The following is a 15965-nucleotide window of genomic DNA, read 5'->3' as shown; positions in this document are numbered from 1 at the left end:
TGAGTCCCTTAATTATTTGCCTCGGCGAACACCGCGAGTAGTACGACTGCTGGAATTACGAAAGCTACTGTCTTTAGAATAGTTAGAGCGGAACTTGCTCTTACTACTTGCAGTGCGTCCTGTTGAGCTTGCTTTAGGTGTGCTCGTACTTTGTCTAGATAAACTGGTTGAGCCGGTACGTGATTTGGCGTACGGACTATCAAACCTTTTGCCCTGGGAGCTGTACTGCTTTTTGGTGCGCTCATAAGTTTGAGTTTGTGCGCGAGCTTGCTTGGGCGATGTATAGCGGTAGCGGCCAACATCATTGTAGTAGCTATAGTTACGACGACTAGACCAGCGGTCATAACCAATAGGACCACGTGTTAAGTTAGAGAACATGGAATACATGCCGTACCATGCCCAAAATGACATGCCATTAGAGCCTGTTTGCCAGTTACCGTAAGAGGGGTTGCCGACTAGCTGGCTACCTGCACCAAAGTCCTCTGAACCATTAGCTAATGCAGCGGCTTCACGGCTAATAGAGTTGACTCGTGCAAGTGCACCGTCAGACATATCTGCCACCACATTGAGAGGATCGGAGAGCATGTCGTTATATAGGCTAGGATCTGCCGCTTGATAGAGGTTCTCGACCTCTGCTAATTGCTGATCAAGATCGACAAAATTAGCTGCATTTTGAGCCTCTGTTGCTCTTCTAACCAATGAGGTAAACATTGGACCACGATTGGTCGCATCGGTTGCCAACTCATTTAGCAGCGGTGCTAAATCGGGTTTCTGCTGCGATAGGACGCTAGTATATTGCTGCAATAAATTTGCATTACGCACTTGGCCGTCATTGAGCATGGTGCTAAGTGAGTCCAGTCGCTGTTGAGTCAGCTGCTGGTACTTTGCAATTTGCTCTGGTCTATCATCACCACATCCTGCGAGTGAAAACGCCAAAATAACGGTGAGAACACGAATTAGCATTCCTGCCATGCTTTCTCCAAAAATTCAGTTAAGGTAAGGCATTAATGGTTGTCAGTCTCTTGCGGCTATTTTCTTTGCCTAGCTTGCTATTTTAGTACATGAGTTGGATCTTTCATGTGCTGAAATATTGAATTCTCAAGAGAAACAGCTTTGCTGTACTGCAATTACTAATGCTTTGGGTATAGTATTCTGTATTAGAGCACAAAAATACAATGATTGATGTTTCAAAGGCATATAAGCGTTAATTTACTCATGCAGCCAACATCAATTAAAAAACTCAATCACATTTTTATAGCACTCGAGACATAATATGTCGAGAGTCAAAATTGTTAGGGATTATTATGCGCGCGGCTTTACTGGGTAAAAAAGAAGTTTCCACTCAAATGGCTGCTAACGTTGAAAACTACTGGCAAAGATTAGTTGATATATCCCCGCAGGCACTTGTCTCTTTATCTAAAGAGCAGCAACAAGAACTTAAAACCATGATGGCACTAAGTGATTTTGTTGCGACTCAACTGTGTAGACACCCCCACTGGATTGAAAGCCTTTTCACACAGCAGCTCAATGGCCTAGAAAGAAATCTATTTGATAGTGAACTACACGAATTGTTAGCTGTAGTAAGCGATGAAGAGCAGGTTAAAAAGATTTTACGCCAGTATCGTAACCAACAAATGGTGTGTATCGCATGGCGAGACTATATGGACTACGCCCCGCTGGAGGAGTCGCTATTAGATCTATCAGCACTCGCGGAGGCATTAGTTATTGCTGGCCGTGATTGGCTATATCAAGATATGTGTAACTCGCTTGGCACGCCGACTAGCCCTGAAGGAGTTGCACAAAAGCTGTTGATTTTGGGCATGGGTAAACTCGGCGGACGAGAACTTAATTTTTCTTCCGATATTGATCTGGTGTTCACTTTTCCTGAGCACGGTGAAACGATCGGTGGGCGTCGTTCCCTCGACAATCAGCAGTTTTTCATCCGCATGGGGCAGCGCTTAGTTAATCTATTGCATCAAGCTACGGTAGACGGTTTTGTTTATCGAGTAGATATGAGATTGCGCCCTTATGGCGAGAGTGGCCCACTGGTTGTCAGTTTCAGTGGTCTTGAAGACTACTATCAAGAGCAGGGGCGTGATTGGGAACGTTATGCCATGGTTAAAGCGCGAGCGCTCGGCCCATGGACTGCAGATTCAGATGAATTGCACGACTTGCTAAGGCCTTTTGTTTATCGCCGTTACCTTGATTTCTCTGCGATTGAATCATTACGAAAAATGAAAGGGCTTATTACTCAAGAAGTACGCCGTAGAAAGCTCAATGACAATATAAAGCTCGGAGCGGGTGGCATTCGAGAGGTTGAGTTCGTGGTGCAGAGTTTTCAGCTCATTCGTGGTGGTCGCGAACCTGCGTTGCGGCAGCAGAGCTTGTTTGCCGCGATTGAGACCCTGTATAACCTTGGGCAAATAGAGTATTTGGCACTCGATGAACTCAAGCAAAGTTACTTGTTGCTGCGTCGAGTAGAAAATCTTTTACAAGCAATTAACGACGAACAAACTCAAACCCTCCCTGCCAATGAGCTTGACTGGCAACGGTTATGTTGGGCATTTGACGCTGACAATGAGATGGATTTGCGGCAACAGATCGAAGCTGCGATGAGCTGCATACATCGCCATTTTAAAGAGACGGTTGGTGGTAATGATCAAGAAGACAGTAATGAAACTTGGTCACAACAACTGTGGAATGCTCAAGAGGAAGAGACCGCGTTTGCGATTTTGGAAGAGCAAGAGGTTGATCTTCAACTGTGGCCTATGTTGAATCGGTGGCACGATACTGTCGTGCGCAGAACAATTGGCCCACGTGGTAGAGAAACACTCGATAAGTTGATGCCACGGTTATTATGCGACCTGTCCGCTCACTCTCAGCCAACCAAGGCATTTGATCCTGTATCTAAAGTGTTAGATCAAATCCTAACTCGCACGACTTACCTTGAACTACTTTGTGAAAACCCTGGTGCACGACAGCAGCTTGTTAGTTTGTGCTGCGCCAGTCCTTGGATTGCCCAGCAGCTAGCCAAATTTCCAATGTTGCTCGATGAGCTTATTGATCCCGCTCAATTATATGATACTACGGCTCTGGATGATTACGGCAGTGAACTTAGGCAGTATCTTCTTCGAGTACCTGAAGATGATATGGAGCAGCAGATGGAAGCACTGCGACAATTTAAGCTGTCGCAGCAATTGAAGATCGCTGCTGCTGATGTCACAGGCGTTTTACCGGTTATGCAGGTGAGCGATCACCTTACCTTTTTGGCTGAAGCCATTATTGAGCAGGTTGTACAACAAGCTTGGGCGCAGATTTCTGCTCGCCATGGTGTGCCTGACAATCTAAAAGCTAATGAAATGGGTTTTGCGGTTATTGGCTACGGTAAGGCTGGTGGCTTAGAGTTGGGCTACGGCTCAGATCTTGACTTGGTATTCCTACACAATGCACCACAAGGTGGGCAGACCAATGGTGACAGAGCTATTGATGTTGGTCATTTTTATTTGAAGCTAGCGCAGCGAATATTGCACCTGTTCTCAACCCGCACTATATCGGGTGAACTCTATGAGGTGGATATGCGTTTACGCCCCTCTGGTGCCTCAGGCTTACTGGTGAGTGAAATTGAAAACTTTGGTGATTATCAGCGCACTGATGCCTGGACATGGGAGCATCAAGCATTAGTAAGAGCGCGCTTTATGTTTGGTGATAATAGTTTGTCTACTCGCTTTAATGAGCTGCGCTCAGATGTATTAGAGTCTAACCGTGATAATGCATTACTGGCAAAAGAGGTGCGCGATATGCGCCTCAAAATGCGCCAACATTTGCTCAAAGTACCACAAGAAATGTTTGATCTTAAACAGAGTCCCGGTGGCATTGCCGACATTGAGTTTATTGCGCAGTATTTAGTGCTGGCTCATGCTTGCGAGTATCAAGCGCTGTCTTTTTGGTCTGACAATGTACGGATCTTTGAGCAACTAGCAGAGCTGGAACTGATCCCAATCGCGAGTGCGCAAGCGCTCACCCAAGCCTATTGCTACTTGCGCGATGAGAGCCACAGGTTAACACTGCAGCAGGTTGAAACGACCTTACCTTTAGCTACCGTGCAGCACCATGCTAATAAGGTTATTGAGATCTATCAGCAGATCTTGCACTAGCTCAGCGTCTTTAATCAATCTATTAGCAAACAGAAATAAGCTTTAGCTTATGTCTGTTTGCTATCTGCAAATTGCTCCGCAAAATAAGACTGTCGCAAGGTTTTTATATATTTCCACTTAGCATTACGGCGTTAATAGCCATTAAATCAGTTGGTTATTATTTTGGTTCGTTCTATGCATTGCCTAGGTTAACGGTCGATAGACTTATTTAATCTAGGAGGCGTGATATGGACTGCCTTAAGCAAGATTCTACCTATTCAACCTTTAACGACAACTTGACTCATCTGGAGTTATTTAGCGAAGCAGAATCAGATCAGGCGGCGAGGGAGATAAAGTTTCCAAGACAGTTCCCTATCTCATGGTTACTTCTGCTGTGCTGCCTGCTCTTCGTTAACGAGGTGACCGCAACTGAACAACCTTTAGCCGCGACTCTGCTCAATGTTGAAAGCTCAAAGGTTTTGGTTATTGTGGATAATAGCGTGCAAGATTTAGAGGGTTTATTACAAAGGTTACAAGGCGAGATAGACCTACTTGTGCTTAATGAAACTCAAGAGCCCTTTTCGCAGATTAACCAAGCGCTTAGCGATGGAGACAATTACGTTGGGGTAGTGATGGTTGCAGCTGCTGCCAGTGATGCGATCTACATCGCTGGACGTTGGGTTGATAAGCACTACCTGGTGCAGCATAAAGACAGTGTTGCCCAGTTTGGGGAAAAATTTAGCGCTAGGAGTAACTTAATGCTGTTGACCTCAGACAGGATTGTTAATCCTAAAGGAGATGGCTTTTTAACCTTATTGACTGGACTCACTCAGTTGGAAGTTAGCGCATTCGGCGGGACTGAACATCATTATCTAGCCTCTAATGACTTCGTCGGTTTTTTCTAGCTATAACAGCGGTTTAACTTGATACGTTTTGTAGCATATTTTACTTTCCATTAACTAGGCTTTTATTAAATTACTGCTACTATGCACATCAATATAACTTGTTGTTGTTTATAGGACTATTTGATGACATACGTTAACGAGGTCAACAGTAATTTGACCAATAACTTAGATGCGTTAGCAAACGTTAAAAGTCGATTATCCGCAGTCAATACAGATGCTATAGCTAAAGATATCCCCTCTACTTCAATGACTAAACCAGAGACCGCAGAGTCTTCTGTGACTCTTTCTGAGGCAGCAAAATCAAAGCTTGCACAAGAGCAACAAGCGAGTGCAACCACAATCACAGAAAGTGATGAAGGGGCTGATTTAAAATCGTTTACTTTTGGCGCGTTAGGGCTTGATCACCCAGATAAAGTCGAAGAGAAAGAAGACTCCTCTTATACTGCAGGTCAATATGTTAAAGCTGCTGCGACAATTGGCGGCATGATCGCGATGTTTATTTAATGGTTTAGTCATTCACTTAAGACACTTCTTTACATCAAACAGTATTAGCTTAATTGGTTATCAACTGAAAACACCCGCTTAGTAAGAGGGGAAACTTGGCGATTACGGGGGGCTGTCGCCCGATCATCCTTTTGCTGGTTTCTCGTGTTCGTACTCAGGTATTTATTTTGCAAGAGAGTTGGTGCAGCAAGCGCGGAACAGCATTGGTAAAGTTAGCTGAGGCTAAAACTTATAAGCAGCTAAACAAGTAACCCAACTTCATATTCATTAAGTGAGTTAGCTTAAATCGCTAACCCTCCTATAAGCTTAATTCTCTTCATTCGACATTCAATATCGTAACTTGCTAAATAATTGAAAGGTAAATCAAACTGGTGTTATGGTAGCTCTTTTAATGTCGAACCTCTTGTTGATTTGATTGCAGGGGAGCTCGTTCCAAGTAAAGGGAGTTTATTTTGAAGCGTTTGATGATTGCAGTATTGATTACAGCATTAGGTTTATTAAACATTAATTGTGTTCAAGCAGAAGATGACAAGGCGACGATGCGACAAATTGCCCAGCACTATTTTGAGGTGATGGTTGCGTCTCAAGCGCCCGGCGCGACGGAGAAAGAGCTGGAGAATTATTTGGCGTTACTCAGCGACGATGTCGGTCATCAACACATTCCCTATGAAACCGATGACAGTCGTCATCCCGATGGCAAGCAAAGTATGCGTAAAGGGATGACTTTTTATCTGGGCGCACATAGCGAATATAGCGCAGAACTACTCAATCTGTTTACCTTTAACGATACAGCGGTTGCGATTCGCTACACCCACAGTGCTAAAGGGATCCACCCACAGAGCAATCAGCCAGTTAGTTATACTTCAATTATGATGGAAGTGTTAGAGATTGAAGATGGCAAAGTGGTGATGATCCGTAAATATCATGAGTAAGGGGGCCGCCGAGATGGTTACAGAGCTGAGTTTAACGCGTAGATAAAATAAAGGAGATAGCAATGATAGCGACTGGAGAGTTTTCTATAGAGTTAACCCCTGCTGAAGATGATGCCATTGAAGCGGGTAGAATGTCATTTACTAAGTTGTTTTCTGGTGATATTGCTGGCTCGAGTAAAGGGCAGATGTTGAGTAAGCGAACTGCGACTGTCGGGTCGGCAGCATACGTCGCCATTGAAACCTTTGTCGGCATGATTGATGGGCGACAAGGTGAAGTCTCTTTTCACCATACCGGTGTGATGGATAAAGGGATAGACAGTTTATCTGTGCTGGTGGTGCCCGATTCTGGTACTGCAGATCTTGCCGGGATCTCCGGTTCGATGATGATAAAGATAGAATCTGGTGTTCACCGTTATCATTTTGACTACGAGATCAATCCACCGAAATAACACGGTTGCATATTAAGGCGTGTGTGCTTAATCACTTGAATACGCCTTTGACTGCATCTGAGTGAGTCGACTTAAGGTTCGCCTAAACTCAAAGCTTAACGCGCCACCGGTATATAGTGCCTCCATAGGTACATCGGCTTGGATATACAAAGTGACACCTTGATCGTATAGCTCATCGACCAAACTGATGAAGCGTCTGGCAGGATCATCATTAACCGCATAGGACAGCTGTCTCTCGCCGGTTTCTATCGCTACAGCGCCATCTTCGGTGCCACGGGCACGGATCCAGCTTCTCGGCTCACCGCCTAGTACTGGCACCGCAGACAAGATCACCACCTTAAAGCGGCTGGCGATGTCGATATAATCTAATTGTGAACGTGGGCCATCGCATAGGGCATCAAAGTTAAACCAGGCTATATGCTCGTTATATTTGATAGTCTCAATCACCCGCCCATGAACGATGAGTGCTGTTGAAATAGGCACTGATGAATTCAACATTGAGTCAAAGTGCGCTGCAGAGTCACTGTGTTGCTGCCTCGCATCGTTAACAAAATAACGTTGTTTGTAAGCAGTATCATGCAGCCTGTGGTCAACTTCACCGCTAAGGTGTAACTGTTGTGTATGCTGGTTCAACTGCTCAATGGTGGCGAGAAAACGCTGTCTTTGCAGGCCGTTCTTATATAACTCATCGATAGGGATATTTGAGGTGGCGACTAAGGTTATCCCTTCACTAAACAATGCTTCAAAAAGTTTACCAAGCAGCATTGCATCGCCAATATCCGATACAAAGAACTCATCAAAACAGAGCACACGGCACTCAGCTGCAATATTTTTAGCAATACGCTGTAGCGGATCTCTATGACCTGACTCGGCGATTAACGCTTTGTGAATACGTGCCATAAAGCGGTGAAAGTGCAACCTTAACCGCGGCAATCCTGCAACACTTTCATAGAAAATGTCCATCAAAAAGGTCTTGCCACGGCCCACATCTCCCCACAAATATAAGCCGTTAATTGCTTTATAGGGCGGCTTATTATCGTGTGTCGATGTGAGTGCTTGGTACAAACTCTCTAAAGCTTCTAGCGTTTGATATTGGCTTTTATCGTCGACAAAGCCTGATTGACTTAGATGCTGCTGATAGCGCGCCAATGGGCCAGGTTTTTGCTGCTCAACGTTTGCAGTCGATTGTTGCAATGGTGCGCTAAAAGATGTCATCGATAATTCGTTTTATTACTCACAATGGCGCGCATTATAACAAGCTAATTTAAAAAGTTTAGTCATTGGCTGACACTTCAATAATCTGCCAACCCGGTAATTTCTGCTGTAGATCCTGACGTATTTTCTCTAGATCGCCGCGGATCACGATATAGGGTGTACGACTGAACACATTATTGGCGATAGCTTGCAACTCGGCAGCATTCAACTGAGCAATTTTATCGGCAAACATCTGTTGGTATGCCGGAGAATAACCTGAGGTCAACTGGCGAATCGTATCAACCTCTAGTGCCATTGGGTTATCTTGACGAAGCAGCAGCTTACTGCTGTTATAGGTCTTGATTGCCTTTAGTTCAGCTTGGCTGACAGGGCTGTAGGCCGCGAGTGTAAGATGTTTTAGTACCCCATCAATAAAGGCACCGCTATGCTGTAACTGAGTGCTGCCATAAAACTTAATCGTGCGTGAAAGCGGATTGTCATAGCAGCGACCATAGATGCCATAAGTTAGACCGCGCACCTCTCGCAAATCGTAATACAGTCGGCCGCTAAAGCTGCGACCTAGCCAGCTGGCTAATAGCTGGCAGTCTTGTGCGCTAGCGCTGCTATCTAAGATGACTTGTTTTTGATGGGTTGCTGTCGTGCTCGAGTTTCTAGCTAGCGGATAACCGACTCTTATTTGTGTCTGTACGCTACCTGGCGCGTCGATAATATAGAGGTTTTTCTGTTGATTTCCGAGCGCGATATCGGGCTGATTTATTGGGAGAACATCACTGTTATCTGTTGCTGCATTGACTGCTACCGATAATGCTACAGCATCAGATAAGAGAATATTGGGTAAGCTTTTTTCGCCAGTTTCGCCGGAAAGTAGAGCTTGATTGCTCAATACTGCCCAAGATGATTGCGAGAGTATTTTATCTTTAACTGCGTTGAGGCTTGCAAGTGTTAAGTTGTCGGCAAGCTCGCTGTCATTGAGCGCTTGATTGTAGGTATGGGTTTCGCCCAAAATGGTTTTTGCCCAAACAGTATCTATCTCTGCACCGCTAAAGGCGTTGATATGTTTAGCAAGTTTTAGCTGACGTTTTACGTTGCTGATATCAATCTCATTAAAGCTATCTGCTTGCCAAAAATCGCTTAATAGCGTGGCGGCTTCAGCAGGCAGTTGATGACAGCTAATACTGATGGCGATACTGTGCAGGGAGGGACGAAAACGGATGCTATCGGCGCAGCTCAAACTTTGTTTCGCACTAAGCCAGCGACGCTTCTGTTCAAACGCTGCGAGTAAAACATCCATATTAGCAAAAGGCTGTTTGCTGTATGCCACAAGAGTTAGCTTATCAAGGCCTGATTGTGGGTCAGAGAATACAAATAATTTGCTGCCATCAACATAGTTTTGCTGTTCAACGCTATGTTTAAGTTCAAAGTGCATTGCATTAATCACAGGCGCTGCTTGGATGTTGTTGAACTGGGGCAATGTGGTCGATGCGCTATCGGTAAACTCAATGTGAATTTGTTGACAACCTAATAGGTACAGGCCTAAATAGCCTATCAATGCGATACTTGTCACTCTCATCCGCTGCTTTATCCAATGTCTCATCACATTACACTCTCTTCAAGACTATCTGCAGCGCCCTTTGGCAGCCACTCAAGAATTGTCTTCGCTGCACGTATATGCCACGGTGGCAGCAGGTCCAACCGTACTCGTTTGTGACTAAAGTAGCGCTCACTAATCCGTTGTAGGTCGGCAGCAGTAACCGTATTTATTCTTTGCCACTCGCCAGTTAATGGCGCAGCGCTGTCACGTAGCTGAGTCGCTGATAAGGTACGAGCCATTAGAGATGGGTTATCTAATCTTGTTAAGCGTTTATCGAGCCAGATCTGTTTTAGCTGGCAAAGCTGCTGCGCAGCAATCGGCTTAGTCGTTACCGATGCGATAAGCTGCTCTACATTGTCGGTTAATGTATCAAGTGAGGTACGCGCCCGAGGCACGAGTACCAGATTAGTGACTCCATGATGCTGCATTTGTAGCGGAATAGAATAAGTCAGTAGTTGGTCGGGGTCTTTTAGGCTTGTGCGCTCAATGAGGCTACTTTTATTTTGAAACAGATAAGCTTCTAGCAGTGCGAGTGCTGGTGCATCTTCGGAGCCTGCGCCAGCGGTATGCCAAGCCAGCAATACCGCAGGCCAGGGGCCGCGATCATCGATAATTTCGCCATGTACAGCCTTGGCATTAATGTTGAGATCTGCCAACGGCTGACGTTTATCACTCGGCTGTTCCCAGCTGGCAAAGCTATTGTCTATCCAGGTATCGGTCTGCTTAGGAATATTGCCAACCAAACTCAATTGCATGGCATCTGGCCGATAGAAACGCTGATGAAACGCATTGAGCGATGCAGGCGTCGCGGCTTTTACATCAGTAACAGAGCCTATCACCGCATGGCCATAGGGCGTACCTTCAACTTGAGATAACAAGAACTCCATTGCTTTGCGCACATAAGGTTGGTTATCAATGCTGGTGGCCATCTCCTCAAGCACTGCAGCTTGTTGATTTTTTACCGTGGTTGCAGTGAGGGCGGGGTAGCGGAAGCGATCAGCTTCTAACCACAAACTGAGTTCCAATGCCGGAGCTGGAATCGTGAGGTAATAATTGGTGAAGTCGAAAAAGGTACTCGCGTTGAATTGACCACTCAACTCGCTCATGGTTTGGGTATAGCTGTCGCCGGGAGCATTTTTACTGCCTTTAAACAGCATATGTTCAAACAGGTGGGCATAACCCGTCTGCCCCTTAACTTCATCTCTAGAACCAACATCAAATTGACTAGCAATAGACACCGATGATGAGCCGTCGACAGCCAAAGTTCTCACTTGTAAGCCATTGCTTAATTGGCGATATTGGATCCGCTGCTCAGCTTGATACAAAGGCGCCGCTTGGGCGCTAAGATCGCAACTGGCATTAACGCTGCTCGGCTGTTGAACCTCTGCAGCATAAGCATTGCTGCAGCTAATGCTTACAATACAAATTAGCTTGCTGAAAAAATAGCTGTTTGCCGATGTTCTCAATGTGCTTCATCCTTTTGCAACGTAATAGAACGACTTGATTTTTTCTGTTTTGCTTATAGCTACTATCTAGCTACTATCTAGCTACTATCTTGCCTAGCGTTTGTTTAGATTAGCTATTTTATACCAATACGTTTAGCCAATCGGTGCAAATTACCTGAGTCGAGCGCTAATGCTCTGGCTGTGGCAGCCCAGTTGCCTTGGTTTTCTGTGAGTACCTGCTGAATGTATTGCGACTGAAATGTCGCCGTAGCCTGTTTCAAGGTTTGGTTGCTTGGCAACGCCTTGGCGCCAGACTTAGGTTTGCTCGTAACACTCTGGATTGCTTCTGCTTGAAAGTCAAAATGCTGCGGCGCGATAAGACAGCTATCAGATGTTGATTGCGCTCTTGAAAGCACTGCCGCGCGGTGCAGAACATGCTCCAGTTCTCGAATGTTACCAGGCCAGTCGTAACCATTGAGTAGCGCTAAGCTGTGGCTATCGAGTCTTAAGCTTTTTAGGGTTAACTTCTGGCGGCAACGCTCGACAAAGAAACCGCTCAGCAGGGTAATATCGCCATCTCGTTCTCGTAGTGGCGGCACCATAATCGGAAATACGCTGAGTCGATGATACAAGTCAGCCCTAAAGCGCCCTGCAAGCACCTCCTGTTTGAGATCTTTATTGGTTGCGGCAATGATCCTTACATCGACCTTAAGGCTTTTATCTGAACCGACTTTTTGTAGATCGCCATACTGTAACACTCGTAATAATTTGGCTTGCAGCCCTAAAGGTAACTCGCCAATTTCATCTAGAAAGAGTGTGCCGTTGTCGGCTTTTTCAAACTTACCACTACGGTGACTAATCGCGCCGGTAAATGCGCCTTTTACATGGCCAAAAAGCTCGCTTTCAGCCACTGATTCAGGCAGTGCGGCGCAGTTCAGATAAACCAACGGCTGCTTAGCACGGTTCGATAGCTGATGTATTGATTGAGCAACCAGCTCTTTACCGGTACCTGTCTCACCTAAAATCAACACATTTAAGTCGGTGCCGGCCACCACATTAAGCTCGTTTTTCAGCGCATTCATGGCAGTCGACTGACCTATCATCTCCACTGGCGCATCGGTGTTAATCCGTGCAACAGCCGTGACCTCTTGAGACTGCACCGCTTGTTTCTCCAGTTTATCGATCATCAAGGCATTACTGAGTGATGCCGCTGCAATCGCGCTTAGGGTGCGCAGTTCATTGTCGCTGAAAGCATTAAATTGCTGTGGATCGAAACCATCGATGGTGACCGCACCAATAAGATCGCCATTAGCTAATAGCGGCAAGCCAATACAGGCATGCACCACTAAGTGATCGCCTTGATGGGGAATAAGGCCATCGTAAGGGTCGGGCAGTTCGCTGTCAGCGGGAAAACGAACAATATCACCAGCACGAGCGATAGCTTCAAGCCTTGGATGCTCGCTGAGAATAAAGCGCCGTCCAAGCACATCTGGGCTGAGGCCATCGATAGCAAGCGGATTAAATTGCTGACCAGTAAATTGCAGCAGCGCTGCAGCGTCACAGTGCAAGGTTTGTCTTATGGTATCGAGTAAGCGCGAGAAGCGGTCGTGATCAGACAGACCCGCAGTAATATCTAAGGCGATACGAGTAAGGTCGGTTTGGCTTAAAGACATAGGTTATATCCATAGCGTCGCTAAGCTGCGAGCTGTTTTGCTAAGTGAGATGTGTGTTTTGTCTTTTTGACATTAAAGCTCAATGTGGGCAGTGTCAAATATACTGTTATACCCGTTCTACCTGAAGATGCAGAATTCAGTGGGAATTTAATGGACTTTAATCACGGCATTGATTGCCATTAATGGTCATTCCCTTGGTTAAATCAATAACACAGAGTAAAGTCCATGCTTTTTATATAAGAAGCGCCCATCGTAGAAGGCTTTGTGCCAGCCCACTTCGTTGTTGCACTAACTTAAAAGGGAACAACCATTTCTACGTTAACGCGCTTAGAATTGACCTGGCACAACGCCTCTGAAACGAGCATTTTCAAGTAGAACGGGTATAGATAGAGAATAAAAAAGGGCGCTAGATAACAGCGCCCTTAAACTTATGCTTCTTTTACGGTTTATGCACTTGCTGAAGCTTGGTCATTGTCCAGTTCAGCGGCTTTCTTTTTGCCAAGCGCTTTTTTGATAATGTCGAATAGGAAGTAGCCCATAAACAGACCGCCAAAGCTAAACAATACGTCGCCAGGCATGCGCATCCACACTAAGGTTTCAACCAGTGGGCTATGGATCACCTCTGGTGAGCGAGCAAACCAGTAGCCATTATCGATAACAGCAAAGAACTGCACGATACCCACAGGCAGTAGCGACATAAACACCATTGCCGCTAAACCAATGTTCATGGTCCAGAAAGCACCTTTTAATAGCTTTTCATTCCACTGCATTTGACCTGTTAATCCGCGTAAGCAGAACAACATCAGTCCCATGCCTAACATGCCATATACACCCATGAATGCTGCGTGAGCATGAGTTGCTGTGGTGTTTAGACCTTGAATAAAGTACAGCGCAATAGGTGGATTAATTAGGAAGCCTAATATGCCCGCACCCACTAAGTTCCAGAAGGCTGTTGCCACAAAGAACATAATCGCCCATTTGTAACGGATCATCCACGGGCTTGCTGCGCGTAGACGGTAGCTTTCAACTGCTTCGAAACCAATCAATGCTAGCGGAACCACTTCAAGTGCAGAGAAAATTGCGCCCCATGCAATCACTGAGGTTGGTGTGCCGGTAAAGTACAGGTGATGCAAAGTACCAATCAAACCACCGGTTAAGAAGATAACCGTAGCAAATAGCACTGCAGCATTCGCGCTGCGAGCACGGATGAGTCCAAGGCGAACTAACATCAAGGCGATCACAGAGGTGGCAAAGGTTTCAAAGAAGCCTTCAACCCACAAGTGAACGACCCACCAACGCCAGTATTCGGCTATTGCGAGGTTAGTGTGTTTACCCATGAATAGGCCAGCACCGTAAAATAGACCAATCGCAACACATGAAGCGTATAGCACCCAAATAACTGGACGCATCTCACCTTTAACTTTTAACGCTGGACGCATGGCTGCGGTAACTAGCGCTAGCCAGATAAGCAGGCCTACAAGTAATAGCACCTGCCACACGCGGCCTAAATCAATATATTCGTAACCTTGATGGCCAAATAGGAAGTTCATGTCTAGGTCAAAGTACTGCTGTACGCCTATCCATTCACCGGCCATAGAGCCAAGGACTACAACCACTAAGGCAACCCAAAGTATATTAACGCCAATGCGTTGGAACTTAGGTTCGTGACCTGACAGTGCAGGTGCAATGTAAAGCCCCGTGCCTAACCATGCAGTGGCAATCCAAAATACAGCCAGCTGAGTGTGCCAGGTTCGGGTGACCGAGTATGGCAAGATCTCTGATAGTGGAATGCCATAAAAGTTTTGCCCTTCGACGGCATAGTGGGCGGTGATCCCACCGAGCAATATCTGCAGTAAAAACAGACCTATCGCGGTGACAAAGTATTTACCTACAGCCTTCTGCGACTTCGTCGGTTTTGTAAAGAACAAAGGATCTTGATCGGCAGGCTTGGGTAAACTTTCATGTTTGCCGCTGGCATGGTGCCAGACAAGTGCACCAATACCGGCAATTAGGGTCACGATACTTAAAATAGACCAAACAACGTTGTCAGAGGTTGGCGTGTTACCAATTTGCGGATCAAATGGCCAGTTGTTGGTATAGGTATAGTCGGTATCTGGACGCTCAGTAACGGCAGCCCATGCTCCCCAAAATAGAAAGGCATTAAGTTTTTCGCGGCGATCTAAGCTAGGAACGGTTCCCTCTTTCATCGCATACTGTTCGCGTAGCGATGATAGCTTAGGGTCGTCACCAAATAGTGCTATATAGTGCTGTTCTACCTGTTTAATCGCTGCGATACGAGTGGTTGAAAGGGTGATCTCTGTATCGCCATTGGCTTGCTGAACGACTGTATTGCGACGAATATCTTCTCGTAGAGCTTGCTCAAGTCCTGCTTGTTGCTGCGAATCGAGTTGAGCAAAGTCTTTATTAAAGCGCTGCATCGCTGTGATATCTAACCAAGCTTGAGCTTCTTTGTGTAACCAGTCTGCAGTCCAGTCTGGTGCAACGTATGAACCATGACCCCAAATAGACCCTAGTTGATGCCCCCCCATAGAGCGCCAAACTAACTGACCTTGTTCGATATCATCTTTGCTAAACAGTGTTTGTCCTTGGTTATCGACATAAGCCGTCGGGATAGGCGGCTTCTCTCGATAGATCTCACTACCAATACTCAGCAGTACGGTAAATGAAGCAATTAGCACCAGCAGTAGTGCGATTGCAGTTAGTCTTTGTTTGCTCATAAGTCCTCTTAGCGCAACGTTATTGTTATTCAGGCGAACCTTGCTAGAGCAGATAACATGCCAATTGTCTATACTATTGATTTATATAGAGTATGTGTTTTTGTTGATAATAAAGTGTTGTCATAAGGACAGTATTTACTAGTGTCCATATGACAGTGAATGTCTTTTTGACAATGAGTTAATACTTTAACACTGCAGGTGGGGGACTAGACTGGATAAAATCTATACAAACAGTGACTTCAGGTAGCACGGGTATATACCCGTTCTACTTGAAGATGCAGGATTCAGTGGGAATTTAAGGGGCTTTAATCACAGGTTCTTTGCTCCATGCTGAACCTAAGCACCTACATCCATGTAGGCGAGGCATTGATTGCGATTAA

The 15965-nt window shown here is 45.6% G+C and carries 11 protein-coding genes; 5 read left to right on the top strand and 6 right to left on the bottom strand.

Annotated features, from left to right (window positions below; all coding sequences use genetic code 11):
• Positions 1–12: 12 nt before the first annotated feature.
• Complete coding sequence (locus AB4238_RS13895; protein WP_372033957.1) at positions 13–972, bottom strand: hypothetical protein; 960 nt, start codon at positions 970–972, stop codon at positions 13–15.
• Positions 973–1304: 332 nt separating this feature from the next.
• On the opposite strand from AB4238_RS13895, the gene glnE reads away from it, so the two are divergent.
• From glnE to AB4238_RS13870, 5 genes are all read left to right on the top strand, one after another.
• Entirely contained in the window at positions 1305–4154 is a 2850-nt protein-coding gene (glnE, locus tag AB4238_RS13890) for a bifunctional [glutamate--ammonia ligase]-adenylyl-L-tyrosine phosphorylase/[glutamate--ammonia-ligase] adenylyltransferase (RefSeq protein WP_372033956.1), read from the top strand.
• A 227-nt stretch (positions 4155–4381) separates the two neighbouring features.
• Positions 4382–5038 carry a DUF4347 domain-containing protein gene (locus tag AB4238_RS13885; protein ID WP_372033955.1) on the top strand — a complete coding sequence of 219 codons (657 nt, stop codon included), beginning with the start codon at positions 4382–4384 and terminating at the stop codon, positions 5036–5038.
• Between the two features lie 123 nt (positions 5039–5161).
• Positions 5162–5542: a hypothetical protein gene (locus AB4238_RS13880; RefSeq protein ID WP_372033954.1), complete on the top strand. Its 381-nt coding sequence runs from the start codon at positions 5162–5164 to the stop codon at positions 5540–5542.
• Between the two features lie 464 nt (positions 5543–6006).
• Positions 6007–6474, top strand: a complete 468-nt coding sequence (locus tag AB4238_RS13875; RefSeq protein WP_372033971.1) for a nuclear transport factor 2 family protein — start codon at positions 6007–6009, stop codon at positions 6472–6474.
• A 62-nt stretch (positions 6475–6536) separates the two neighbouring features.
• Positions 6537–6923 carry a DUF3224 domain-containing protein gene (locus AB4238_RS13870; RefSeq protein WP_372033953.1) on the top strand — a complete coding sequence of 129 codons (387 nt, stop codon included), beginning with the start codon at positions 6537–6539 and terminating at the stop codon, positions 6921–6923.
• A gap of 27 nt (positions 6924–6950) precedes the next feature.
• On the opposite strand, the gene zapE is transcribed toward AB4238_RS13870, so the two are convergent.
• The 5 genes from zapE to AB4238_RS13845 form a co-directional block, all read right to left on the bottom strand.
• Positions 6951–8138 (bottom strand): cell division protein ZapE, encoded by a 1188-nt coding sequence (gene zapE, locus AB4238_RS13865; protein ID WP_372033952.1) that lies wholly within the window; start codon positions 8136–8138, stop codon positions 6951–6953.
• Positions 8139–8196: 58 nt separating this feature from the next.
• Entirely contained in the window at positions 8197–9732 is a 1536-nt protein-coding gene (locus tag AB4238_RS13860; protein WP_372033951.1) for a M16 family metallopeptidase, read from the bottom strand.
• Complete coding sequence (locus tag AB4238_RS13855) at positions 9732–11141, bottom strand: M16 family metallopeptidase (RefSeq protein ID WP_372033970.1); 1410 nt, start codon at positions 11139–11141, stop codon at positions 9732–9734. Before AB4238_RS13855 ends, AB4238_RS13860 begins: the two co-directional genes overlap by 1 nt.
• 167 nt (positions 11142–11308) lie before the next feature.
• Positions 11309–12847, bottom strand: coding sequence for a nitric oxide reductase transcriptional regulator NorR (gene norR, locus AB4238_RS13850; RefSeq protein ID WP_372033950.1), 1539 nt, complete (start codon positions 12845–12847; stop codon positions 11309–11311).
• A 446-nt stretch (positions 12848–13293) separates the two neighbouring features.
• Positions 13294–15585: a nitric-oxide reductase large subunit gene (locus tag AB4238_RS13845; protein WP_372033949.1), complete on the bottom strand. Its 2292-nt coding sequence runs from the start codon at positions 15583–15585 to the stop codon at positions 13294–13296.
• Between the last annotated feature and the right edge of the window lie 380 nt (positions 15586–15965).

Source organism: Shewanella sp. 10N.286.45.A1, from assembly GCF_041470405.1.
Classification (GTDB): Bacteria; Pseudomonadota; Gammaproteobacteria; order Enterobacterales; family Shewanellaceae; genus Shewanella.
Note: the sequence above shows the minus strand (reverse complement) of the source record. Positions and strands in the feature narration are given on the sequence as shown.